Consider the following 23,982-nt stretch of genomic DNA (forward strand, 5'->3'; position numbering starts at 1 on the left):
CGGCGGGGGCGCGCGCGGTGCGGGCTCAACGCGAGGCGGCGGCCTCGGTGGCGGAGGGCGCGGAAGCGGCGGCCGGCGCGATGGCGGCGGCATCGCCCGCTTCCGGTTCGCGCCACAGCCCGCGGGTCTGCAGCTGCTCGATCAGTTCGCGCCGTTGCACGCCGAGCGCGCGGGCCCGGCGGGCCTCGGCCAGGGCCTCTTCCGGGCGGCCGAGGTCCAGGTAGAGCATGCCCAGGTTGTAGCGCGTCAGCGGATCGTCACCGGCCAGACTGTCGCGCACGTAGTCGAGCTGGACCAGCGCTTCCTTCGGCCGCTTGCGCTTGCCGAGGTAGTCCGCGTAGAGCATGCGCACCACCCGGTCGTCGGGCCGGAAGCGCAGCGCACGTTCGTAGAAGCACTCGATCGGCCACTCGAGCCGGCCCGGCTGCTGGTTCTTCGTCTTCTCGCCCAGCCGCGTCAGCGCGACCAGCGCGCGCGGATGGTTGGGGAAGGCCCGCAGCGTGTAGGCGATGTCTTCCTCGAGGTAGGCGGTGGTCTTGCCGCGCAGCAGCAGCTCCACCTCGGGCGTGAAGTGGTACTGCTCGACGATGTCGATCTTCGATCGGTCGTTGCGGTAGTCGAACGGGCCGGGGCCGAAGTGGTTGGCCAGCGGGCCGCAGGCATTCGGCGCGGCCAGGGCCTGGTCCTGGGCCCGCGACTGCGCGGCAGCGATCTGCACGCCACCCAGCAGCAGGCCGATCGCACAGGCCAGGGCCGGCACGCGGCGGGAACGGGGCATGAGGTACTGCATGCTGCCGGCGCGGCCGTGCCGGCGATCAGCCGGCGCGTTCCTGGATGAAGCGCGCCAGGCTGCCGACGGTGGCGAAGGTGTCGCCGCTGATGTCGTCGTCGCTGACGGCGATGCCCAGGCGCTCCTCCATCGCCGTGATCAGGTTGACCACGGCCATGCTGTCGAGCTCGGGCAGGGCGCCCAGCAGGGGCGTGTCCGCCGTGAACTTCAGGCCGCGGCCTCCCAGGCCGAGGGTGTCGTCCAGCAGCTGCAGCACGTCGTTCAGGTCGTTCACGGGGCACTCTTCTCGCGGTGGGTTCGGGACATCGGGCCCCGCCGCGCGGCACAGGGTCGCAGACGGGGGCCGACATCGGATTGCAGCGGATTCTAGAGGGGGCGTCCGCCCCCGCGACCGACGGTCAGGGGGGGCTTCCAGGGGCGACGTGCCAAAGTTGTCGGCCGGCGGGCAGGTGGCGGTGGCCGCCCCCACAGGCCAGGGGGATCGGTCCATGGGGGTGGTCGTGACATCGGTCGGGGTGGTGCGTGTGGCGGACGGGTCCGGCTTGCTAGAGTCGCTGTCCGTCTTCCGGGGCACGTCTGCGCCCGGCGTCCCCGTCCGTCCCGACACCGCACCGCATGAGCACACCCGTCCCCGAGGCCCATCTTCTGCATGAACTGGTCTGGCGCAGCGCCTGCATTCGCCCCGACGCGCCGGCGCTGACCTATGGCGCCGAGACCTGGAGCTATGCCCGTCTGCAGCAGGCGGTGCAGGCGTTCGCGAACGGCCTGCTGGGCCTCGGTCTGCCGCGCACCGGTCGGGTCGGGATCTGGCTGGACAAGCGGTTCGAGACGGTGGTCGCCAGCTTCGGCGCACCCGCGGCCGGTGGCGTGATGGTGCCGATGAACCCGCTGCTCAAGCCCGAGCAGGTGCTCTACATCGCGCGCGACTGCAACGTCCAGGTGCTGGTCACCTCGCCCGAGCGGCTGCCGCTGCTGCTGCCGCTGCTGGCCGACGCGCCGGATCTGCGCCACATCGTGCTGACCGAGGTCGCCGGTGCCGCCGCGTCCGGGCCGATGGAGCGGCCCGAGGGCCTGCCGGCATCGGTCGGCCTCCACCGCTGGAGCCCGCTGCTGGCCGCCGCGCCGGCCGCGCCGCACCGCGTGATCGACAGCGACCTGACGGCCATCCTCTACACCAGCGGCTCCACCGGCCGGCCCAAGGGCGTGGTGCTGAGCCACCGCAACATGGTCGCCGGCGCCAAGAGCGTGGCCAGCTACCTGGAGAACGGGCCGGGCGACACGCTGCTGGCCGCGCTGCCGCTGTCCTTCGATGCCGGCTTCAGCCAGCTGACCACCGCCTTCCATGCGGGCGCCCGCGTTGTGCTGCTGAACTACCTGCTGCCGCGCGACGTGCTCAAGGCCATGGTCAAGGAGAAGGTGACCGGCCTGACCGCCGTGCCGCCGCTCTACATCCAGCTCACGCAGATGGACTGGCCGGTCGAGATCGACGCGCATCTGCGCTATTTCGCCAACACCGGCGGGCGCATGCCGCGCGACACGCTGGACAAGCTGCGCGCGCGCGCCCCCTCGGCCCGGCCCTTCCTGATGTACGGCCTGACCGAGGCCTTCCGCTCGACCTATCTGCCGCCCGAGGAGGTCGACCGCCGGCCCGATTCGATCGGCAAGGCGATCCCCAACGCCGAGATCCTGGTGCTGCGCGAGGACGGCAGCGCATGCGCGCCCGACGAGCCGGGCGAGCTGGTGCACCGCGGCGCGCTGGTCGGCCAGGGCTACTGGAACGATCCGGAGAAGACCGCCGAGCGCTACAAGCTGCTGCCGGCCGGCACCGCCGGGCGCGAGGCCGGCCTGCAGCTGCCGGAGTACGCGGTGTTCTCCGGCGACACCGTGCGCCGCGACGCCGAGGGCTTCCTGTACTTCATCGGCCGGCGCGACGAGATGATGAAGACCTCCGGCTACCGTGTCAGCCCGACCGAGGTCGAGGAGGTGCTGTACGCGACCGGCCGCGTCGGCGAATGCGCGGCCTTCGGCGTCGAGCATCCGGCGCTCGGCCAGGCGATCCAGGTCATCGCCACGCCGCCCGAGGGCCAGGACACGCTGGACGTCGCCGCCCTGCTGGCCGACTGCAAGCCGCGCATGCCGGCCTACATGGTGCCGCATGGCGTCGAGGTCGTGGCCGGTCCGCTGCCGCGCAATCCGAACGGCAAGATCGACCGCAAGCGCCTGTCGACCGAGTGGGTCGAGCGCCGCGACGCCGCGGCCTGAGCGCCGGAGCCCGCGCGGCACCGGACGCGCGCGGGGCCGGTGCCGCGCGCCTCAGGCCAGCAGCAGCTTGGCGCCCACGGCCACCAGCACCAGCGCGATCGCCAGCCGCAGCACGCCCTCGGGCGCCCGGGCATTGAGCCGGGTGCCGATCAGGATGCCCGGGATCGAGCCCGCCAGCAGCGCGGCCAGCAGCGAGAAGTCGACATGGCCCATCATCAGATGGCCCATGCCGGCGACCAGGGTCAGCGGGATCGCGTGCGCGATGTCGGTGCCCACCAGCACCTTGGGCGTCATGCGGAACGGGTACAGGTAGACCAGCATCACCACGCCGAGCGCGCCCGCGCCCACCGAGGTCAGCGTCACCAGCAGGCCCAGGATGGCGCCGGCCACCACCGTCATCGCCGGCTGGGCGCGCTTGAAGCCGTCGGGCGCCCGCGCACGCAGCCGCTGGCCCAGGGCCTGGGTCTGGCGGCGGAACAGCGTGGCCAGCGCGGTCAGCAGCAGCACGCCGCCGAGCGCCTGCAGGATCAGCCCGCTCTTGGTCGCCGCACCGCCGGTGGCGTGCAACCACCACAGCGTCAGCAGTGCGGTCGGCAGGCTGCCGGCGCACAGGCGGCGGAAGACCTGCCAGTCGACCGTGCCCTGACGGTGGTGCGCACCGGCGCCCACCAGCTTGGTCAGCGCGGCGAACCACAGATCGGTGCCGACGGCCGCCGCCGGCGCGACGCCGAACAGCAGCACCAGGATCGGCGTCATCAGCGAGCCGCCCCCCACGCCGGTCAGCCCGACCAGCGTGCCGACGCCGAAGCCGGCGACGGTGTTGAGCCAGTCGAACGTCATCGGAGCGCACCACACCGGTCGGACGCCGGCCGGCGCGTGCACGCCACGGCGGGCGCGCACGCGCGGCCCCCGCGCCGGCGGGCGCCGTGCGACAGGGCGCCGGCCATCAGGCGATCAGGCCGCGCTCGCGCAGGCAGGCGATGACCTGGTCGGCCGCCTCTTCCGGCGTGCAGGCGTCGGTGCGCACGCGCAGCTCGGGCGTCTCCGGCGTCTCGTAGGGCGAGTCGATGCCGGTGAAGTGCTTGAGCTCGCCGCGGCGGGCCTTCTTGTACAGGCCCTTGACGTCGCGCGCCTCGGTCACCTCCAGCGGCGCATCGACGTGCACCTCGACGAACTCGCCCTCGGCCATCAGGCCGCGCGCCATCGCGCGCTCGGCGCGGAACGGCGAGATGAAGGCGGTGATGACGATCAGGCCGGCGTCGACCATCAGCTTGGCCACCTCGGCGACGCGGCGGATGTTCTCCACCCGGTCGGCCTCGGTGAAGCCCAGGTCCTTGCTCAGGCCGTGGCGCACGTTGTCGCCGTCCAGCAGGTAGGTGTGGCGACCCATCGCGTGCAGGCGCTGTTCGACCAGGTTGGCGATCGTGCTCTTGCCCGCGCCCGACAGGCCGGTCAGCCACACCACCGCCGGCGTCTGGCCCTTGAGGGCGCCGCGCGCGGCCTTGTCGACGTCGATGTGCTGGCGATGGATGTTGTGCGCCCGGCGCAGCGCGAAGCGCAGCATGCCGGCGCCCACCGTGTGGTTGCTCAGACGGTCGATCAGGATGAAGCCGCCCATCTCGCGGCTGGCCGTGTACGGATCGAAGGCGATCGGGCGGTCCAGCGCCAGGTTCACCTCGCCGATCTCGTTGAGCGCCAGCTGCTTGGCCGCCAGGTGCTCCATCGTGTTCACGTTGACCCGGTACTTGGGCTCGGTGATGGTGGCGTTGACGGTGCGCGTGCCGATCTTCAGCAGATAGGGCCGGCCGGGGTACATCGGCTCCTCGGCCATCCAGACCAGCGTGGCCTCGAACTGGTCGGCCACCTCGGCCGGGCTCTCGGTGGTGCTGATGACGTCGCCGCGCGAGATGTCGACCTCGTCGGCCAGCGTCAGCGTGATCGACTGGCCGGCCACGGCCTCGGCCAGATCGCCGCCGGCGGCCACGATGCGCGTGACCGTGCTTTCCTTGCCCGAGGGCTGCACGCGGATGCGCTCGCCGGCCCGGATGCGGCCGGAGGCGATCTGGCCGGTGAAGCCGCGGAAGTCCAGGTTCGGCCGGTTGACCCACTGCACCGGCAGACGGAACGGGCCCTGCTGCTGTCGGTCCTCGTCGATCTCCACCGTCTCCAGGTAGCCCATCAGCGTCGGGCCGTGGTACCAGGGCGTGCGCGCGCTGGGCTGCAGCATGTTGTCGCCCTTGAGGGCGGCCAGCGGGATCGCGGTGAACTCGGTCAGGCCGATCTGCTGCGCGAAGGCACGGTAGTCCTCGACGATGCGGTCGAAGGTGGCCTGGCTGTAGTCGACCAGGTCCATCTTGTTGATCGCCAGCACGATCTTGCGGATGCCGATCAGCTGCGTCAGGTAGCTGTGGCGGCGCGTCTGCGTCAGCACGCCCTTGCGCGCGTCGATCAGGATCACGGCCACGTCGGCGGTCGAGGCGCCGGTGACCATGTTGCGCGTGTACTGCTCGTGGCCGGGCGTGTCGGCGACGATGAACTTGCGCTTCTCGGTCGAGAAGAAGCGGTAGGCGACGTCGATGGTGATGCCCTGCTCGCGCTCGGCGGCCAGGCCGTCGACCAGCAGCGCGAAGTCGATGTCACCGCCCTGGGTGCCCCACTTCTTGCTGTCGCTCTCCATCGCCGAGAGCTGGTCCTCGAACAGCATCTTGGCGTCGTAGAGCAGACGGCCGATCAGCGTGCTCTTGCCGTCGTCGACCGAGCCGCAGGTGATGAAGCGCAGCAGGCTCTTGTGCTCGTGCTGCTTCAGGTACGCCTGGATGTCGCTGGCGATGAGGTCGGATTGGTGGGCCATCTCAGAAATACCCTTCTTGCTTCTTCTTCTCCATCGACGCGCTCTGGTCGTGGTCGATCATGCGGCCCTGCCGCTCGCTGGTGGTGGCCAGCAGCATCTCCTGGATGATGGCCGGCAGCGTGTCGGCCTCGCTCTCGATGGCGCCCGACAGCGGGTAGCAGCCCAGCGTGCGGAAGCGCACCTTGCGCATCTGCGGCGTCTCGCCCGGCAGCAGGCGGAAGCGCTCGTCATCGACCATCAGCAGCGTGCCGGCGCGCTCGACGACCGGGCGCTCCTGCGCGAAGTACAGCGGCACGATGGGGATGTTCTCGAGGTAGATGTACTGCCAGATGTCGAGCTCGGTCCAGTTCGAGATCGGGAACACGCGGATCGACTCGCCCGGGCGCTTGCGGGCGTTGTAGAGGTTCCACAGCTCGGGGCGCTGGCTCTTCGGATCCCAGCGGTGCTGCTCGCTGCGGAAGCTGAAGATGCGTTCCTTGGCGCGGCTCTTCTCCTCGTCGCGGCGGGCGCCGCCGAAGGCCGCGTCGAAGCCGTAGTGGTCCAGCGCCTGCTTCAGGCCCTGGGTCTTCCACATGTCGGTGTGGACCTGGCTGCCGTGGTCGAAGGGGTTGATGCCCAGCTTCTGCGCCTCGGGGTTGTGCCAGACCAGCAGCTCCATGCCGAGCTCCCGGGCCATGCGGTCGCGCAGCGCGTACATGTCGCGGAACTTCCATGTGGTGTCCACGTGCAGCAGCGGGAACGGGGGCGGCGCCGGGTAGAAGGCCTTCTTCGCCAGATGCAGCATCGTGGCGGAGTCCTTGCCGATCGAGTAGAGCATCACCGGGCGCTCGCACTCGGCCACCACCTCGCGCAGGATGTGGATGCTCTCGGCCTCCAGGCGTTGCAGATGGGTCAGTCGCATGGTCGTCAGGGCGGGCCCGGGCAGCGGGCCGTTTCGAGGGTCGTGATCGTGTCCGTCATGCCGGCGGGCGGCGTGCACGGACGGGCCGCGGGGCGTCGCGCGCTGCGCGGGTCGCGGGCAGGGCACTGCCACCACCGGTGGCGGTCAAGGGCGCGAGGGTACCCGATCCGCGCGCCTGCGCCGCCGCCGATCGCCTGTGCGGGCGTGGACGGCGTCGCGCTGCGGCCCCGTGTGTGCACCACGGACAGGGGGGCGCACGCACGGGCGGCGGCGCGGCGGTCGGCTGTCACACCGGACCCGGTGTCCGCCGGGCCCCCAAGGCGTGGCACGGGCCGCGTGCTCCTTAACATCGACGGGTGGCCGGCCCGGGTGGGTGCGGCCGTCTGTCGACAAGGGATGCGATGACGAATGCGACGAGCGCCGGGCCGGCCGCCTGGCAGGACTGGCTGGGCCCGGTGGAGGCCCTGGTGCGGGAGGCCGCCGAGGCGGTGATGGCGGTCTATGCCACCGATTTCGCCGTCCGCGGCAAGGGCGACGCCTCGCCGGTGACCGAGGCCGACGAGCGGGCCGAGGCCCTGATCCTGGCCGGCCTGGCGCGGCTGGCGCCAGGCGTGCCGGTGGTGGCCGAGGAGGCCGCGGCCGCCGGGCGCATCCCGGACGTGACCGGGGGCGCGTTCTGGCTGGTCGATCCGCTGGACGGCACGAAGGAGTTCATCGGCCGCAATGGCGAGTTCACCGTCAACGTGGCGCTGGTGGTCGATGGCGCGCCGGTGCTGGGCGTGGTGCTGGCGCCGGCGCTCGGCGGCGCGGCGGGCACCTTGTACGCCGGGGTCGTCGGCCAGGGCGCCTGGCGCGAGCGCGACGGCCTGCGCGAGCCGATCGCCGCGCGCGTGCCGCCGGTCGCGGGCCTGACCGTGGTGGCCAGCCGCTCGCACGGCGATGCGGCCGCGCTCGACGCCTTCCTGGCCGGGCGGCCGGTGGCGGCGCTGCGCAATGCCGGCTCCTCGCTCAAGCTGTGTCTGGTGGCGGCCGGCGAGGCCGACTGCTACCCGCGCCAGGGCCGCACGATGGAGTGGGACATCGCCGCCGGCCAGGCCGTGCTGGTGGCCGCCGGCGGTCGCGTCGTGCGCATCGACGACGGACAGCCGCTGCGCTACGGCAAGCCGGGTTTCGACAACCCGCACTTCGCCGCCTGGGGCCGGTCGGCGGACTGATCCGCGCGACCGCCGCCCCGCGGTGGTTCGAGGGGCGCCCGTCCGGGCGTCCCGGTCGGGCGTCGGGCCTCGTCGGGTCCCGTCAGGCCTTGAAGTACTCGCGGTACCAGGCCACGAAGCGGCCGATGCCGGTGTCCACCGAGGTGCCGGGCTTGAAGCCGGTCCAGGCGGTCAGCTCGGAGACGTCGGCGTGGGTGGCCGGCACGTCGCCCGGCTGGATGTCCTTGAGCACCTTGATCGCCGGCTTGCCGACGTGGCGCTCGATGGCCTCGATGAAGTCCATCAGCTGCACCGGCTCGTGGTTGCCGATGTTGAAGACCTTGTACGGGGCCCAGCTGCTGGCGGTGTCGGCCTCGTCCTTGTCGTAGGACGGGTTGGCCACCGGCGGGCGGTCGAGGGTGCGCACCACGCCTTCGGCGATGTCGTCGACGAAGGTGAAGTCGCGCACCATCTTGCCGTGGTTGAACACCTCGATCGGCTCGCCGGCCAGGATCGCCTTGGTGAACAGGAACAGCGCCATGTCCGGACGGCCCCAGGGGCCGTAGACGGTGAAGAAGCGCAGGCCGGTGGTCGGCAGGTTGAACAGATGGCTGTAGGTGTGGGCCATCAGCTCGTTGGCCTTCTTGCTGGCCGCGTACAGGCTGACCGGGTGGTCCACGCCGTGGTGCTCCGAGAACGGCATGAAGGTGTTGCCACCGTAGACGCTGGAGCTCGACGCGTAGACCAGGTGCTGCACCTCGTTGTGGCGGCAGCCCTCGAGGATGTTGGTGAAGCCGACGATGTTGCTGTCGATGTAGGCGTGCGGATCGATCAGCGAGTAGCGCACGCCGGCCTGGGCGGCCAGGTGGACGACGCGGTCGAACTTCTCGGCCTTGAACAGCGCGGCGATGCCTTCGCGGTCGGCGACGTCCATCTGCACGAAGCGGAAGCCGGGGAACTTCTGCAGGCGGGCCAGGCGGTCGCGCTTGAGCTGCGGGTCGTAGTAGGCGTTGAGGTTGTCCAGTCCGACCACCGTGTCGCCGCGCGACAGCAGGATCTGGGACACGTGCATGCCGATGAAACCGGCCGCGCCGGTGAGCAGGATCTTCATGTGAGGTCGTCGTGGCGTTGGAGCCAGGCGGTGGCCTGGCGGCGGCCGGATTGTCGCGGCTCGGCGTCGCCTCGGTACATCCCGCTCCCCCCCAGCCGTGTCAGGCAGCACGGCGTCCCGGGGGGTTGACAGCGTGGTGACACGGTCGCCGCTGCAGAATAGCCGTCTTGTCAGACGCAACTGCGGTGCGCGCCCCGGGAAGCCGGAGCGACGGCCGCCTCGATGAAGATGAAGATCACGGTGGTGGGTGCCGGCTATGTCGGCCTGGTGACGGGGGCCTGCCTGGCCGAGATGGGCAACCACGTGGTGTGCCTGGACGTCGATCCGCGCAAGATCGAGATGCTGCAGCGCGGCGAGATCCCGATCCACGAGCCGGGGCTGGACAAGGTGGTGCAGCGCAACGCCGCCGCCGGCCGCCTGTCGTTCACCACCGACATGCAGGCCGCCGTGGCCCACGGCACGCTGCAGTTCATCGGCGTGGGCACGCCGCCCGATGAGGATGGTTCGGCCGATCTGCAGTACGTGCTGGCCGCCGCCCGCAACATCGGCCGCCACATGACCGACTACAAGGTCATCGTCGACAAGAGCACGGTGCCGGTGGGCACGGCCGACAAGGTGCGCGCGGCCGTGGCCGATGAGCTCAAGACCCGTGGGGTGGATCTGGCGTTCGCCGTCGTCAGCAACCCCGAGTTCCTGAAGGAAGGCGCGGCGGTCGATGACTTCATGCGGCCCGACCGCGTGGTGGTGGGCTCTGACGACGAGCGCGCCACGCTCCTGATGCGTGCGGTCTACGCACCATTCATGCGCAACAAGGACAAGCTGCAGGTGATGGACGTGCGCAGCGCGGAATTCACCAAGTACGCCGCCAACGCGATGCTGGCCACGCGCATCAGCTTCATGAACGAGCTGTCGCGCCTGGCCGAGCGCGTGGGCGCCGACATCGAGGCGGTGCGCCGCGGCATCGGTGCCGATCCGCGCATCGGCACGCACTTCCTGTATGCCGGCACCGGCTACGGCGGCAGCTGCTTCCCCAAGGACGTGAAGGCGCTGGTGCGCACCGGCCGTGAATACGGCGTGGAGCTGCAGGTGCTGCAGTCGGTGGAAGACGCCAACGAGCGGCAGAAGAGCGTGCTGGTGGACAAGGTGAAGGCGCGCTTCGGCGCGGACCTGACCGGCCGCACCTTCGCCATCTGGGGCCTGGCCTTCAAGCCCAACACCGACGACATGCGCGAGGCACCCAGCCGCGTGATCATCGACGCGCTGCTGGAGGCGGGCGCCAAGGTGCAGGCCTATGACCCAGTGGCGACCGAGGAAGCCCAGCGCGTGCTGGCCGGCCGCGAGGGCCTGACCTTCGCCACCGGCCAGCAGGCGGCACTCGAAGGCGCGGACGCGCTGCTGATCGTCACCGAGTGGATGGAGTTCCGGAACCCGGACTTCGACGGCATCAAGGCCGCGCTGAAGCAGCCGGTGATCTTCGACGGACGCAATCTGTATGACCCGGCGCTGGTGCGCAGCTTCGGGCTGGACTATCTGTCGATCGGCCGCCCGTCGGTCAGCGTGGGCTGAGATGGCGGCCCCCGACACCCAGACGCCGGCCGCGCCGCGGGCCCTGCCGCAGCATGTGCCGATGGACCAGTTCCCGGTGCGCGACGGCCAGCTCGTCGTCGGCGGCCTGTCGCTGAACCAGCTGGCCGCACGCGTCGGCAGCACGCCGTTCTACGCGGTCGACCGCCAGCTGCTGCGTGACCGGGTGGCCACGCTGCGGGCCGTGCTGCCGGCCGAGGTCAAGCTGCACTACGCGATGAAGGCCAATCCGATGCCGGCGGTCGTCGCCTGCATGGCCGGTCTGGTCGACGGCATCGACGTGGCTTCCGGTGGCGAGCTCAAGGTCGCGCTGGACGCCGGCGCCGATCCGGCCGAGATCAGCTTCGCCGGTCCCGGCAAGCGCGATCCGGAGCTGCGCCAGGCGGTGGCTTCCGGCGTGCTGGTCAACGTCGAATCGCTGCGCGAGCTCGACGTGCTGGCCGCGGCCTCGGCCGAGTTCGGCCTGCCGGCCCGTGTCGCGCTGCGCGTCAATCCGGACTTCGAGCTCAAGGGCTCGGGCATGAAGATGGGCGGCGGCCCCAAGCAGTTCGGCATCGATGTCGAGCAACTGGCCGAGGCCTTCGCCCGCATCCGCGCGCTGGGTCTGGCCTTCGAGGGCTTCCACCTGTTCGCCGGCTCGCAGAACCTCAAGGCCGAGGCGATCTGCGAAGCCCAGTGCAAGGCCTACGACCTCGCGCTGCGGCTGGCGGCCGAGGCCCCGGCCCCGCTGCGCTTCCTGAACCTGGGCGGCGGTTTCGGCATTCCCTACTTCCCCGGCGAGCAGCGCCTGGATCTGGCGCCCATCGGCGCCAATCTGGCGGCGCTGGTCGAGCGGGCGAAGGTGGAGCTGCCGCAGGCCGAGCTGGTGATCGAGCTGGGCCGCTACTTCGTCGGCGAGGCGGGCGTCTACGTGACCCGCGTGGTCGATCGCAAGGTCTCGCGCGGCCAGGTCTACCTGGTGTGCGACGGCGGGCTGAACCACCACCTGTCGGCCTCGGGCAACTTCGGCCAGGTCATCCGCAAGAACTACCCGGTGGCCATCGGCAACCGGATGCCGGCGGTCGACGCGCCGGAGGCCGCGTTCGAGAGCGTGATGGCCGTCGGCCCGCTGTGCACGCCGCTGGACACCCTGGCCGAGCGCATGCGCCTGCCGGTGGCCGATGTCGGCGATCTGGTCGTCGTCTTCCAGTCCGGCGCCTACGGCGCCAGCGCCAGCCCGCAGGCCTTCCTCGGCCATCCGGTCGTCACCGAAGTCCTGGTCTGAGGTCGGGCGGTCGGGCGCGCGCCGTCGCGCCCGGGCCGCTCCGAATGGGGTGGCCGCTCTTGAAAGCGGGGTGCCCACCCCCAAGTCCGGCTGCGCACGCGCGCGCCGGACGTCGTCTTCTCGATGCTGGCGTCGCGCACGGACCGACCCCGCATCGACCGCACGACCATGAGCAAGCACACCCACGCCTTCCAGGCCGAAGTCAAGCAGATCCTGCACCTCGTCACCCACGCGCTGTACTCCAACAAGGAGATCTTCCTGCGCGAGCTGGTGTCCAACGCGAGCGACGCCTGCGACAAGCTGCGCTTCGAGGCGCTGGACAACGCCGCCCTGTACGAGGACCAGCCCAACCTGGAGGTGCGCGTCTTCTTCGACCCGGACGCGAAGACGCTGACCATCCGTGACAACGGCGTGGGCATGAGCGCCGAAGAGGCGGCCGCCAACCTGGGCACCATCGCCAAGAGCGGCACGCGCGAGTTCATGGCCAAGCTCGAAGGCGACCAGAAGAAGGACGCCCAGCTGATCGGCCAGTTCGGCGTCGGCTTCTACTCGGGCTTCATCGTCGCCGACCGCATCACGGTCGAGACCCGCCGCGCCGGCCTGCCCGCCAGCGAAGGCGTGCGCTGGAGCAGCGAGGGCACCGGCGAGTACGAGCTGGAGACCATCGAGAAGGCCGGCCGCGGCACCGACATCATCCTGCACCTGCGCGACGAGGACGCCGCCGAGTTCCTCAGCACCTGGCGCCTGAAGAGCACCATCGGCAAGTACAGCGACCACATCTCCCTGCCCATCCTGATGGAGAAGGAGGAGTGGGACAGCGAGAAGAACGAGCAGGTCAGGAAGGGCGAGTGGGAGACGGTCAACAAGGCCGCCGCCCTGTGGACCCGCAGCAAGAGCGACATCACCGACGCCGAGTACCGGGACTTCTACCAGCAGATCAGCTACGACGCCGAGGCGCCGCTGGCCTACACGCACAACCGCGTGGAAGGCCGCAGCGAGTACACGCAGCTGCTGTTCGTGCCGAAGAAGGCGCCGATGGACCTGTGGAACCGCGACAAGCGCGGCGGCGTGAAGCTCTACGTCAAGCGCGTGTTCATCATGGACGACGCCGAGGCGCTGATGCCCGCCTACCTGCGCTTCGTCAAGGGCGTGATCGACTCGGCTGACCTGCCGCTGAACGTCAGCCGCGAGCTGCTGCAGGAAAGCCGTGACGTCAAGGCCATCCGTGAGGGCTCGACCAAGCGCGTGCTGGGCATGCTGGAAAGCCTGGCCGACAGCGACTCGGCCGACGACAAGGCCAAGTACGCGGACTTCTGGAAGGAGTTCGGTGCGGTGCTCAAGGAAGGCCTCGGCGAGGACTTCCAGAACAAGGAGCGTCTGGCCAAGCTGCTGCGCTTCGCGTCGACCCATGCCGACAGCGGCGTGTCCTTCGCCGACTACGTCTCGCGCATGAAGGAGGGCCAGGAGGCCATCTACTACGTCACCGCCGACACGATGGCCGCGGCCAAGAGCAGCCCGCAGCTCGAGATCTTCAAGAAGAAGGGCATCGAGGTGCTGCTGCTGACCGACCGCGTCGACGAGTGGATGCTCAGCCACCTCCACGAATTCGAGGGCCAGTCCCTGCAGAACGTGGCCAAGGGCGCGGTGGATCTGGGCCAGTTGCAGGACGAGGCCGAGAAGAAGGCGGCCGAGGAGGCGGCCGAGGCGTTCAAGCCGACGCTCGACAAGCTCAAGGACGCCCTGAAGGACCGTGCCAAGGACGTGCGGGTGACCACCCGCCTGGTCGATTCGCCGGCCTGTCTGGTCGCCGACGAGCACGACATGAGCGGCCATCTGGCCCGCCTGCTGAAGCAGGCCGGTCAGAGTGCGCCCGCTGCGCTGCCGATCCTGGAGGTCAATGCCGAGCACGCGCTGGTCCGGCGTCTGGACGCGGCCGGCGCGCCATTCGACGATCTGGCCCACATCCTGTTCGACCAGGCGCTGCTGGCCGAAGGTGGCCAGCTGGAGGATCCGGCGGCCTATGTGGCGCGGATCAACAAGCTGCTGACCACGGCGGCCTGAGCGGCCTGAGCGGCCTGAGCGGCCAGTCGCGCCCGGACGGCACGGCGCCCGGGCGCGACCGGGCTGGCGGAGCGACAGGCGGCGGCGCGCGAGGGCGCGCTGCCGCTCAGTCGTCCAGGCCCCAGTCGGCCGGGTCGTCCAGCGGCGGCTCGGTCATGGCCTCGATCTGCTGGCGCAGCTGCACCGTCTGCTGTGACCACCAGGCCGGCGTGCCGAACCAGGGGAATGCCGCCGGAAAGGCCGGGTCGTCCCAGCGCTCGGCCAGCCAGGCGCTGTGGTGGACCATGCGCAGGGTGCGCAGCGGCTCGATCAGCCGCAGCTCGCGGCCGTCGAAGCGGCGGATCTGCCGGTAGCCGGACAGCACCGCGCCCAGTTGCTGCTGCATCGCCTCGCGCTCACCCGACAGCAGCATCCACAGATCCTGCACCGCCGGGCCGTTGCGTGCGTCGTCGAAGTCCACCAGCTGCGGGCCGCGACGCGCGTCGTCGCCGTCCGGCGAGCGCCACAGGATGTTGCCGGGGTGGCAGTCGCCGTGCAGGCGCAGCGTGGCGGTGGGCGTGTCGGCCAGGGCCTGGGTGGCCAGTTCCAGCGCCTGCCGGCAGGCGCTGTCCCAGGCCGGCCATTCGGCGGGCGTGATGTGGCCGTCGTCGCGCAGACGCGCATGGGACTGCCAGCCGAAGGCCTCGGCGTCGAGCGTGGGGCGGGCGCTGAAGCGCTCGCGCGCGCCGACCTGGTGCAGGCGGGCCATCAGCCGGCCCAGCCAACGCAGCGTCGACGGATCGTCCAGCTCCGGTCCGTGGCCGGCGCGGCAGGGCCAGACCGCGAGCGCCAGTGAGGGGCGCTCCGCGCCCGCATCGCCGGGCCGCAGCCGCACCCGGGCCAGGCTGGCCGGGGCCTGCGCGATGGCCTGCGCGTCGCGGCCATCCGGCTGCAAGGCCAACGGGGCGATCACCGGCAGGTCCTCGGCCTGCAGCTCGGCCAGCAGGCGGTGCTCTTCCGCCAGCTGCGCGTCGCTCCATCGGCCCGGGCGGTAGAACTTGGCCACCAGCGCCCGGCCATCCTCGTCATGGACCAGGAAGACGCGGTTCTCGTAGCTGTTGAGCTGCAGCAGCCGGCCGTCGGCGCGGATGCCGACGGCCTCCAGGGCATCCAGCACATGCCGTGGCTCCAGGGCCGCATACGGGTGGGGGGCGGCGGCGCCGCGGGGGGGCTCTTGCATCGACGGGAGTCTGCACCAGCCCGATGTCACGCGGCGAGCCGCGGGTGGGCGGGACCTGCCAGCGGTCCGTGGGTCGCCTTGGTGCCGGCCGGTCAGTGCCCGCCGGCGGCCGCGGTGCTGCCGTTCAGGCTCGCGTGGCCATTGACCGGCAGCGGATCGACCGGCAGGGTGCGCAGTTCGCCATGGCCGGAGGGCTCGAACTGACGCTGGTGGCTGAAGAAGGAATCCATGAACGCGCTCGATTCCTGCCACAGCGTGGAGCGGTCTGGCCGGGCGGCGGCCGGTGTCCCCGTGCGGGGCGCGGTCGCGGCCCCGGTGGCCGGCATGATCGGTGCCGTCGGGCCGCTCGTGTTCGGGCCTGGCGCGCCATGGGCCGGCCCGCTGGTGGGGGCGGGCGCAGCCACCGGTGCCGGGTGCGGCGATGCCGCTGCTGCTGTCGGCATCGGCTGCGGCGTGCGTGCGGCACCCGTGCCGTGCGGCACGAGCAGCTGCAGCTCGGGAATCGACGGCAGCTGGTCGACCGGGCAGCGCAGATAGCGGATCTTGCAGGCGTTGAGCACGGCCTGCTTGATGCGGGTCGAGCGGCTTGGCAGGCCGATGTCGTAGCTGATGTCGACCGCCGCCAGCACGCGGCCGTTGGCACTGCAGATCGCGTAGGCGACGTTGATCGAGCCCAGCAGGTTGTACCAGTAGCGCACGCTCTTCGGATCCGCCGGCTGGCACAGGCGGACCAGCGGCAGCTTGGCCAGCACGATGTGGTGCGGCAGTGCTTCACGCAACTGGCGGTAGACGCGGCGTTCGTCGGCGGTGAACACCGGGCGCGGCAGCAGATCCCATTGGGTCGGCAGCGGCGGTGGGCCGGCCGGACGACGGCGGGCCGTGTACACCTGCCATGCCAGATAGAGCATGGCCAGCACCGCCAGGGCAGCGGCACCGATCAGCCACGGGAGATAGGACTGCATGAAACTGCGCGCGGGCGGACAGCCAGATCAGCCGCGCGGAGTCCGGGGTCCGAAGCCGCTGCCGGCGCGCGACGGGACCGGAGGGGCTCGCCGGCACGGGGTCTGCTGCAGGGCAGGGTGCGCGGGCTGGACAGGCCGATGTCAGGGCGGCTGCGCCATGCATGGCGCGCCAGCCGAGGCCGTTCCGCGGATGTTACCCGTTGCAAATCTGCTTGGGCTGCAGCAATTGGTAACAGTTCGCCCCGACTGGGGGCCGCGATCTCCAGATGGGGGATGCGTGTGCAGACGGGCGCGCCCGGTCGATGGGACCGTGGCGCGGGCCGTCAGTTGGCGGATTCGTCCTCGGCTCTGGCGCCTGACGGCTGGCGGCGCCACCAGCCGCTGAGCCGGTGCATCTGCCGTTTCAGTCCGTAGTCGAGTTCGGCCGCACCGTGTTCCAGCCACTGCTCGACCTGCGAAGCGACGGTCTCGGGCGGCAACTCGATCCAGGCGTCGGCCTCCGGCCCACTGCGGGTGATGGTGGCGCCGGCGGCGCGGGCGATGGCCAGCATCGCGGTGTTCTCGGCCAGCGCATGGATGTAGAGGCGTCCCAGGCCGCGGTTGCGGGCATGCAGCGCGGCATGGTCGAACAGCCGCCGGCCCAGCCCCAGCCCGCGCGCATCGGGCAGCACCGAGACGCCGAACTCGGCGCCGATGTCGTGGCTCAGGTCGGCCGGCGGGCAGGCCAGATGCGCGGTCGCGATCAGGCGCAGCCGGGCATCGAAGACGCCGAACAGTTCATCGCGCCGGAAGTCGAGCTGCGCCACGTGACGGCAGATCTGCGCGTCGCTGGCGACGTGACCGAAGCGGCGGTAGCGGTCCTGTGGCGACAAGGCCAGCAGATGCGCGGTCAGCCGGTGACGATGGCGAGGCTCGAGCCGGCGGATCGGAATCCAGGGCTGGGGCGGCGGGGTGCGGCGGCGGCTCATGGGCTGAATCAGGGTTTACCCCTGGATTGTGCCTGTGGGGGCCGATGTCCGGTGCGTGCGGTCCGGCGTCCGAACGTGTGTTCTTCACACGTTCGGACTGCTGCAGGAATGGGCAAGTCTCTGTTAGACTCGCGGGCTTTCCCCGAAATTGGCTGGGGGATGAGTCCGTGTCGTGCGGGCGTCGTCGGGTGGCAGTGCCGTAGTGGCCATGCCGCAGGACGAGGCTGGCGCGGCGGTCGTGCGTCGTGAGAGGCTGCCCGTCATAAGCAGCGCCGAACGTCGATCGACTGGCTCCGGTGGATGTCCAGGCATCCGTCACCGGACACGGCCGTCGAAACGCCATGTTGCGCCGGGCGCTGCAGCAATGCGCTCCCGGTACTTGAAAGACCTCTCATGAAGACCTTCAGCGCCAAGCCGGCCGAAGTGCAGCACGAGTGGTTTGTGCTTGATGCCACCGACAAGGTGCTCGGACGTGTCGCCAGCGAAGTGGCACTCCGTCTGCGCGGCAAGCACAAGGCCATCTACACGCCGCACGTGGACACCGGTGACTTCATCATCGTCGTCAACGCCGACAAGATCCGTGTGACCGGCAACAAGGCCGAGGACAAGGTGTACTACCGCCACTCGGGCCACCCGGGCGGCATCTACGGCACCAAGTTCAAGGACATGCAAGCCAAGCATCCGGGGCGCGCCCTGGAGAAGGCCGTCAAGGGCATGCTGCCCAAGGGCCCGCTCGGCTACGCGATGATCAAGAAGCTGAAGGTGTATGCCGGTGATTCGCACCCGCACACCGCCCAGCAGCCCAAGGCTCTGGAAATCTAAGGAGCGGCGATGATCGGCAATTGGAACTACGGCACGGGCCGTCGCAAGTCCTCGGTGGCTCGCGTGTTCATCCAGAAGGGTGACGGCCAGATCGTGGTCAACGGCAAGCCCGTCGACCAGTACTTCGGCCGCCAGACCTCGATCATGATCGTCAAGCAGCCGCTGGCTCTGACGAACAACGAGCAGACCTTCAACATCAAGGTCAACGTGCACGGTGGCGGCGAAAGCGGCCAGGCCGGTGCCGTCCGTCATGGCATCACCCGTGCCCTGATCGACTACGACGCGACGCTGAAGAGCGAGCTGAGCAACGCCGGCTTCGTCACCCGCGACGCGCGTGAAGTCGAGCGTAAGAAGGTCGGTCTGCACGGCGCGCGTCGCCGGAAGCAGTTCAGCAAGCGCTGATGCGCCTGCCGCCCGTGGTTCCGGCTGTGCCGGCACCATGGGTCGACGCCACAGCCGCCCCGGTCTGCGTACCGCGGGCGGCTTTGTCGTTCTGGCTGTCCGCGATGCGGGGCAGTCCGATGTCCACAAAGACCGGAGGCCGATCAGGGCCTCCGGTGCTGTCCGATTACCCGGGCAAAATACTCGGGTTCAAAGGGGCTGCCGCACGTCAGACGTGTGAGGCCCCGTCCTGACCTTGTCCCATGGAGCCGCGATGAACGCCGTTGCCGAATCGACCGCCGCCAGCACCGCCGAGGTGCCTTGCCCCATCGTCTTCACCGATGCCGCCGCGGCCAAGGTCGCGGACCTGGTCGCCGAGGAAGGCAATCCCGACCTGAAGCTGCGCGTGTTCGTGCAAGGGGGGGGCTGCTCGGGCTTCCAGTACGGCTTCACCTTCGACGAGGTCGTCAACGACGACGACACGCCGATGGTCAAGAACGGCGTCACCCTGCTGGTCGATGCGATGAGCCTGCAGTACCTGGTCGGTGCCGAGATCGACTACAAGGAAGACCTGCAGGGCTCGCAGTTCGTGATCCGCAATCCGAACGCGAGCACGACCTGCGGTTGCGGGTCCTCGTTCTCGGTCTGACCCTCGGGCCCGGCCCGGCTTCAGCGCCGGGGGCAGGGCCGGTGCTCAGCGCGCCGGGTGCCAGCAGCCGAGACGGCGCAGCCCCCGTGCGCCGGTGACCTCGGGCCGGTTGCCCGGCTCGCCGGCCAGGAAGGCCCTTGCCAGCCAGGCGAAGGCCGCGGCTTCCACCTGCATCACCGGCAGGCCCAAGGCGTCGGTGGGCCGCACCGCTGCAGCGGCCCGTCCACCGCCATGGCGGGCGAGCGCCGCCTGCAGGCGTGCCAGCAGGTCGCCGTTGAGCGCACCACCACCACACACCAGCAGGTCCCGGGCGCCGGGCAGGGTCATCTGCAGGGCGTCGACCGCGGCCTCCGCGGTGAACTGTGCGAGCGTGGCCTGCACGTCCTGTGGCCCGGCCGTGTCCGCATCGGCGATCCGCAGCCGGGACGTCAGCCACTCGGCATGGAACAGGTCGCGCCCGGTGCTCTTCGGCGGTGGCAGGCGCAGGAAAGGCTCGTCCTTGAGGGCCGCGAGCAGCGCGGGCAGCACCTGCCCACGGGCGCCCCATTGGCCGCCGGCATCGTAGGTGGCGCCGGTGTGCCGTTCGCACCACAGATCGAGCAAGGCGTTGCCCGGTCCGCAGTCGAACCCTCCGACCCGGCCGTCGGCATGCAGCAGGCTGAGGTTGCCGATGCCGCCCAGGTTCAGCACGGCGCGGTCGTGCCCGGCGCCGAAGACGGCCGCGTGGAAGGCGGGCACCAGCGGTGCGCCCTGGCCACCGGCCGCCACGTCCCGGCTGCGCAGGTCGCAGACCACGTCGATGCCGGTGAGCTCGGCCAGCAGGGCGCCGTTGAGCAGCTGCACGGTGTAGCCGCAGCCGTCGAACTCACCGGGACGATGGCGCACCGTCTGACCGTGGGCACCGAGGGCATCGATGGACGCGGCCTTGCGGCCGGTCGAGCCCAGGAGATCCGCACAGCAGGCGGCGCAGGCGCGGGCCAGGGCGTTGGCGGCCAGCGCCGCGCGGTGCAGTTCGTCCTCGCCGCTGCGGTTGAGTGCCAGCAGCTCGGCTCGCAGGGCGGCATCGAAGGGGCGGTGCACATGGCCGGCGACCCGCCAGATCCGGGCGTCCGCGCGGTCCCAGTCGATCAGCACGGCGTCGATGCCGTCCAGCGAGGTGCCGGACATCAGCCCGATCGTGCTCCGGCGTCCGGGTGCTGTTGGCGCCAAGTCGCGGTCAGCCGTGGTGGTCGCGTGGGGCGAGGTCGGTGCCGGTCGGCCGGCCGCGGGTGTGTCCGTGTTCACCGGGCCGGCCGTGGGCTCACTCGGCGTCGCCGCGGAAGCGGCTCACGCTGCCGGCCATCGCCAGCCATGCGCGGCCTTGCTCGGTGCGCTCGCGCAGCTGCGGTCGCGCCGCGGCCTCGAGCGAGCGCTGGCTGCGGGCCTGTTCGGCCAGCACCAGCGGATCCTGGAACTGGCCGTCGACCCGCAGTTCGAAGTGCAGATGCGGGCCGGTGGCCATGCCGGTGGCGCCGACGGCGCCGATCGACTGGCCGCGCTGCACCTTCTGTCCGGCCTTGACGCCGATCTGGCTCAGGTGCGCGTAGAGCGTGGTCTGGCGGCGGTCATGGCGGACCTCGACGACCTGTCCGTAGCCTCGTTGCTGGCCGGCGAACTCAATCACGCCATCGGCCACGCTCATCACCGGTGTGCCGGTCGGCGCGCCGTAGTCGACGCCGTTGTGGGCGCGCCAGTCCCGCAGCACGGGGTGCACCCGCATCTCGAAGCCGGAGGTCACGCGGGAGAAGGCCAGCGGGCTGGCGAGGAAGGTGTTGCGCAGGCCGCGGCCTTGTTCGTCGAGGTAGGCGCCTGCGTTGTCCGCGCTGTTGGCCGATCCCGGATGCCAGTAGGCCTGGTGGACGCGGCCGCGGTTGCGGAACTCGGCGGCCAGCACGCGGCCGGTGCCTTCATCCCAGGCGACCGGGCGGCCATCGGCCAGCAGGCCTTCATAGGCGACGCGGAAGCTGTCGCCGCGGCGCAGCTCGCGGTGGAAGTCGATGTCGTCGGAGAAGATCTCGATCAGCTGTCGGGCGATGGCGTCGGGCAGATTGGCCTCGTCGATCGCGGCCCAGATCGAGCCGCGCACGTCGCCACTGCCCAGGCGGGTGATGCGCTCCAGCTCGGCGGTTTCCACGCGAACCTCGGGCGCGGCCCCTTCGGTGGACGCCTGAACCCAGGTCAGCCGCCGGAACTGGTGTGTGCGCTGTTCCGGCTCGGCCGCCGGCAGGCGGGCGACCAAGGATTGCAGCCGGCCTTGCGCGTCGGCGGTGGCCTCGACCAGTCCGCCGGCGGAAGAGGCGGCCAGCAGCGTCGCCAGTCGCTCGTCCTGGCGCAGCAGGCGTGCGCTCTGGCCGTCGCTCACGCCCAGTCGGCGCATCAGCGCGTCGGCGGTGTCGCTGCGGCGCAGCGTGGTCTGGCGGTGCAGTTGCAGCACCTGCTGGTCGAGGGCCTCGATCTGTTGCTGCAGACCCGGGACCGCGACGCTCTGGCTGATCATCTGCTGGGCGACCGGCACCGAGGTGGCGGTCAGCGGCGCCACGCCGAAGGCGGTGACGGCGAACCCGCCCAGCAGGGCCAGTGCACCGGCGGCCAGCCGGCCCGGATGACGGTGCACGGCCGCGGCCATGCGCGACAGGGGGCGGCTCAGGGCCGGAGGCAGGACAGGCTCGGACGACAGCTCGGACTTCGACATCTCGACTACGCGACGGACATGCGGGGTGAAGCAGGATCCGCGGAGCGGCAGGGTCGCGGCGGTCGGCGCGCGGCCCGGCTCCAGAGCGACGCCCCCCGCAGGGAGTCACTCTGCGGCCGTGCGCCCTCCACATAGAATCGCGCACCGCCGCGGCGGCAACCGTCATGGAGCCGATCGGAGGCGATCGGTTCCGTCGGATGCCGCGGCCATCAGACTGGGCCGGCAGTATATCTGCCGCCCTCCGAGCCCCGGACCGGGCCGGCGCCACCGGGATGCAGGTCCCGCGAGGGCGCCGCGGCCGGCCTGTGCGCACCGCGCCTGCGTGCCGGTGCGTCCTCAACCGCCATCCGTCATGACCGCTTCCGACGTGGCCGCTCCGCCGGCCCCACACCCTGTCACCGACCGCGTGCGCGAGGCGCTCGCGATCAGCCTGCGCGGCTGTGACGAGCTGCTGCCCGAGGCCGACTGGCTGAAGAAGCTGGCCCGCAGCGAGGCCACCGGCACGCCGCTGCGCATCAAGCTGGGGCTGGATCCGACCGCGCCCGACATCCATTTCGGTCACACGGTGGTGCTCAACAAGATGCGCCAGCTGCAGGATCTGGGGCATCAGGTGATCTTCCTGATCGGCGACTTCACGACGCTGATCGGCGACCCGTCGGGCCGCAACACCACCCGCCCGCCGCTGACGGCCGAGCAGATCAAGGCCAACGCCGAGACCTACTACACCCAGGCGGCCAAGGTGCTGGATCCGGCCCGTACCGAGATCCGCTACAACAGCGAATGGTGCGACCCGCTGGGTGCCCGCGGCATGATCCAGCTGTCGGCCAGGTACACCGTGGCCCGGATGATGGAGCGCAATGACTTCCATCAGCGCTTCACCGCCGGCACCTCGATCAGCCTGCACGAGTTCCTGTACCCCCTGCTGCAGGGCTATGACTCGGTCGCGCTGAAGTCGGATCTGGAGCTCGGCGGCACCGACCAGAAGTTCAACCTGTTGATGGGCCGCCATCTGCAGGTCGAGTACGGTCAGGAGCCCCAGTGCGCGCTGACGATGCCGCTGCTCGAAGGACTGGACGGCGTCGAGAAGATGTCGAAGTCCAAGAACAACTACATCGGCATCACCGAGGACGCCAACAGCATGTTCTCCAAGGTGCTGTCGATCAGCGACACGCTGATGTGGCGCTGGTACGTGCTGCTGAGCTTCCGCTCGGAGGCGGAGATCGCGGCGCTGAAGGCCGAGGTCGAGGCCGGGCGCAATCCGAAGGACGCCAAGGTCATGCTGGCGCGCGAGCTGGTCACGCGCTTCCACAGCGCGGCGGCGGCCGATGCGGCCGAGGCCGACTTCAACAACCGTGCGCGCGGCGGCATTCCGGACGAGATCCCCGAGGTGACGCTGTCGGGCGCGCCGCTGGGCATCGGCGCGCTGCTGAAGTCCGCCGGCCTGGCGCCGTCGACCAGCGAGGCCAACCGCCTGCTGGATCAGGGCGGCGTGCGCATCGACGGGGCGGTGGTCAGCGACCGTGGCCTGAAGGTCGAGGCCGGCACGGTCGTGGTGCAGGTCGGCAAGCGCAAGTTCGCGCGGGTGACGCTGACGGCCTGAGCGCGCGCGGCCTGCGCCGGTCGATCGACCGGCGCAGGCCGCTCGGCCGCTCGGCCGCTCGTCCGTTCAGGCGGCCAGCTTGGCCACGGCCGCCGCCACGCGGGCGCCGAAGGCCTGGGCGGTGGCGAGGTCACCGGCGACCATCTCGTCGGTCGAGGCGTCGGCCGGCGTGGCCGTCAGCAGGCCGGCCGAGGCGCCGAGGTTGTTGACGTCGGCGCGGCTGGAGGCCTTGGCGTTGGACGGCATCATGCCCAGGCTGATCCAGAACATGCCGTGCTGGTTGGCCAGGGTCTGCAGATAGGCCAGGGTCGAGGCCTTGTCGCCGTTGAGCGAGGCGGAGTTGGTGAAGCCGGCCGCCAGCTTGTCCTGCCAGGCGCGGGTGAACCAGGCCTTGGACGAGGCGTCGGCGAACTTCTTGAACTGCCAGCTGACGCTGCCCATGTAGGTCGGCGAGCCGAAGACGATGGCCTTGGCCGCGTTCAGCGTGTCCCAGGCGCCGTCGGGCAGGTTGCCCTCGGCGTCGATGGCGATCAGCGTGGCGGAGGCACCCGCGCCGGCGGCCACGGCCTCGGCGACCTTCTGGGTGTGGCCGTAGCCGCTGTGGAAGACGATGGCGATGCTGGACATGGAGCG

General features: G+C 70.8%; 21 protein-coding genes. 9 read left to right on the forward strand and 12 right to left on the reverse strand.

What is annotated here, in order from left to right:
• Window positions 1-25 precede the first annotated feature (25 nt).
• Both AACH11_RS00360 and AACH11_RS00365 read right to left on the reverse strand, forming a co-directional pair.
• Window positions 26-778 carry a tetratricopeptide repeat protein gene (locus AACH11_RS00360; RefSeq protein WP_341372206.1) on the reverse strand — a complete coding sequence of 251 codons (753 nt, stop codon included), beginning with the start codon at window positions 776-778 and terminating at the stop codon, window positions 26-28.
• A gap of 37 nt (window positions 779-815) precedes the next feature.
• On the reverse strand, window positions 816-1,064 hold the full coding sequence (locus AACH11_RS00365; RefSeq protein ID WP_341372207.1) for an acyl carrier protein: 249 nt from the start codon (window positions 1,062-1,064) through the stop codon (window positions 816-818).
• Between the two features lie 341 nt (window positions 1,065-1,405).
• Between AACH11_RS00365 and AACH11_RS00370 the strand changes: the two genes are divergently transcribed.
• Entirely contained in the window at window positions 1,406-3,052 is a 1,647-nt protein-coding gene (locus AACH11_RS00370) for an acyl-CoA ligase (AMP-forming), exosortase A system-associated (protein WP_341372208.1), read from the forward strand.
• 51 nt (window positions 3,053-3,103) lie between these two features.
• On the opposite strand, the gene AACH11_RS00375 is transcribed toward AACH11_RS00370, so the two are convergent.
• The 3 genes from AACH11_RS00375 to cysD all read right to left on the reverse strand — a co-directional run bounded on the left by AACH11_RS00375 (window position 3,104) and on the right by cysD (window position 6,804).
• The gene (locus AACH11_RS00375; protein ID WP_341372209.1) at window positions 3,104-3,892 is read right to left on the reverse strand and encodes a sulfite exporter TauE/SafE family protein; all 789 of its coding nucleotides are present in this window, start codon (window positions 3,890-3,892) and stop codon (window positions 3,104-3,106) included.
• Window positions 3,893-3,998: 106 nt separating this feature from the next.
• On the reverse strand, window positions 3,999-5,903 hold the full coding sequence (gene cysN / locus AACH11_RS00380; RefSeq protein WP_341372210.1) for a sulfate adenylyltransferase subunit CysN: 1,905 nt from the start codon (window positions 5,901-5,903) through the stop codon (window positions 3,999-4,001).
• Window position 5,904: 1 nt separating this feature from the next.
• Window positions 5,905-6,804 (reverse strand): sulfate adenylyltransferase subunit CysD, encoded by a 900-nt coding sequence (gene cysD, locus AACH11_RS00385; protein WP_341372211.1) that lies wholly within the window; start codon window positions 6,802-6,804, stop codon window positions 5,905-5,907.
• Window positions 6,805-7,205: 401 nt separating this feature from the next.
• Here cysD and cysQ point away from each other — a divergent pair, with 401 nt between their 5' ends.
• Window positions 7,206-8,018 carry a 3'(2'),5'-bisphosphate nucleotidase CysQ gene (gene cysQ, locus AACH11_RS00390; RefSeq protein WP_341372212.1) on the forward strand — a complete coding sequence of 271 codons (813 nt, stop codon included), beginning with the start codon at window positions 7,206-7,208 and terminating at the stop codon, window positions 8,016-8,018.
• An 82-nt stretch (window positions 8,019-8,100) separates the two neighbouring features.
• Here the strand turns inward: cysQ and AACH11_RS00395 are convergent, their stop codons facing one another.
• Window positions 8,101-9,108, reverse strand: coding sequence for an NAD-dependent epimerase (locus tag AACH11_RS00395; RefSeq protein WP_341372213.1), 1,008 nt, complete (start codon window positions 9,106-9,108; stop codon window positions 8,101-8,103).
• 228 nt (window positions 9,109-9,336) lie between these two features.
• Between AACH11_RS00395 and AACH11_RS00400 the strand changes: the two genes are divergently transcribed.
• The 3 genes from AACH11_RS00400 (at window position 9,337) to htpG (ending at window position 14,017) form a co-directional block, all read left to right on the forward strand.
• Complete coding sequence (locus tag AACH11_RS00400; RefSeq protein WP_341372253.1) at window positions 9,337-10,674, forward strand: UDP-glucose dehydrogenase family protein; 1,338 nt, start codon at window positions 9,337-9,339, stop codon at window positions 10,672-10,674.
• A gap of 1 nt (window position 10,675) precedes the next feature.
• Window positions 10,676-11,956, forward strand: a complete 1,281-nt coding sequence (locus AACH11_RS00405) for a pyridoxal-dependent decarboxylase, exosortase A system-associated (protein WP_423228668.1) — start codon at window positions 10,676-10,678, stop codon at window positions 11,954-11,956.
• Between the two features lie 168 nt (window positions 11,957-12,124).
• The gene (htpG, locus tag AACH11_RS00410) at window positions 12,125-14,017 is read left to right on the forward strand and encodes a molecular chaperone HtpG (RefSeq protein WP_341372214.1); all 1,893 of its coding nucleotides are present in this window, start codon (window positions 12,125-12,127) and stop codon (window positions 14,015-14,017) included.
• A 106-nt stretch (window positions 14,018-14,123) separates the two neighbouring features.
• Here htpG and AACH11_RS00415 read toward each other — a convergent pair whose 3' ends face one another.
• The 3 genes from AACH11_RS00415 to AACH11_RS00425 all read right to left on the reverse strand — a co-directional run bounded on the left by AACH11_RS00415 (window position 14,124) and on the right by AACH11_RS00425 (window position 17,166).
• Window positions 14,124-15,236: a serine/threonine protein kinase gene (locus AACH11_RS00415; protein WP_341372215.1), complete on the reverse strand. Its 1,113-nt coding sequence runs from the start codon at window positions 15,234-15,236 to the stop codon at window positions 14,124-14,126.
• 92 nt (window positions 15,237-15,328) lie between these two features.
• Window positions 15,329-16,198, reverse strand: coding sequence for a PDDEXK family nuclease (locus AACH11_RS00420; RefSeq protein WP_341372216.1), 870 nt, complete (start codon window positions 16,196-16,198; stop codon window positions 15,329-15,331).
• A 323-nt stretch (window positions 16,199-16,521) separates the two neighbouring features.
• Window positions 16,522-17,166: a GNAT family N-acetyltransferase gene (locus AACH11_RS00425; RefSeq protein WP_341372217.1), complete on the reverse strand. Its 645-nt coding sequence runs from the start codon at window positions 17,164-17,166 to the stop codon at window positions 16,522-16,524.
• A gap of 393 nt (window positions 17,167-17,559) precedes the next feature.
• On the opposite strand from AACH11_RS00425, the gene rplM reads away from it, so the two are divergent.
• The 3 genes from rplM (at window position 17,560) to erpA (ending at window position 19,018) form a co-directional block, all read left to right on the forward strand.
• The gene (gene rplM / locus AACH11_RS00430) at window positions 17,560-17,988 is read left to right on the forward strand and encodes a 50S ribosomal protein L13 (protein ID WP_341372218.1); all 429 of its coding nucleotides are present in this window, start codon (window positions 17,560-17,562) and stop codon (window positions 17,986-17,988) included.
• 9 nt (window positions 17,989-17,997) lie between these two features.
• The gene (rpsI, locus tag AACH11_RS00435; protein WP_341372219.1) at window positions 17,998-18,390 is read left to right on the forward strand and encodes a 30S ribosomal protein S9; all 393 of its coding nucleotides are present in this window, start codon (window positions 17,998-18,000) and stop codon (window positions 18,388-18,390) included.
• A 253-nt stretch (window positions 18,391-18,643) separates the two neighbouring features.
• Window positions 18,644-19,018 carry an iron-sulfur cluster insertion protein ErpA gene (gene erpA / locus AACH11_RS00440; RefSeq protein ID WP_341372220.1) on the forward strand — a complete coding sequence of 125 codons (375 nt, stop codon included), beginning with the start codon at window positions 18,644-18,646 and terminating at the stop codon, window positions 19,016-19,018.
• Window positions 19,019-19,063: 45 nt separating this feature from the next.
• On the opposite strand, the gene AACH11_RS00445 is transcribed toward erpA, so the two are convergent.
• On the reverse strand, window positions 19,064-20,185 hold the full coding sequence (locus AACH11_RS00445; protein ID WP_341372221.1) for an anhydro-N-acetylmuramic acid kinase: 1,122 nt from the start codon (window positions 20,183-20,185) through the stop codon (window positions 19,064-19,066).
• A 133-nt stretch (window positions 20,186-20,318) separates the two neighbouring features.
• The gene (locus AACH11_RS00450) at window positions 20,319-21,749 is read right to left on the reverse strand and encodes a peptidoglycan DD-metalloendopeptidase family protein (protein WP_341372222.1); all 1,431 of its coding nucleotides are present in this window, start codon (window positions 21,747-21,749) and stop codon (window positions 20,319-20,321) included.
• Window positions 21,750-22,101: 352 nt separating this feature from the next.
• Here AACH11_RS00450 and tyrS point away from each other — a divergent pair, with 352 nt between their 5' ends.
• On the forward strand, window positions 22,102-23,349 hold the full coding sequence (gene tyrS, locus AACH11_RS00455) for a tyrosine--tRNA ligase (protein ID WP_341372223.1): 1,248 nt from the start codon (window positions 22,102-22,104) through the stop codon (window positions 23,347-23,349).
• A gap of 66 nt (window positions 23,350-23,415) precedes the next feature.
• Here the strand turns inward: tyrS and AACH11_RS00460 are convergent, their stop codons facing one another.
• Window positions 23,416-23,976 (reverse strand): flavodoxin family protein, encoded by a 561-nt coding sequence (locus AACH11_RS00460; RefSeq protein WP_341372224.1) that lies wholly within the window; start codon window positions 23,974-23,976, stop codon window positions 23,416-23,418.
• Window positions 23,977-23,982: the final 6 nt, after the last annotated feature.

The organism is Pseudaquabacterium rugosum (assembly GCF_038066575.1).
GTDB classification, from domain to species: domain Bacteria; phylum Pseudomonadota; class Gammaproteobacteria; order Burkholderiales; family Burkholderiaceae_C; genus Pseudaquabacterium; species Pseudaquabacterium rugosum.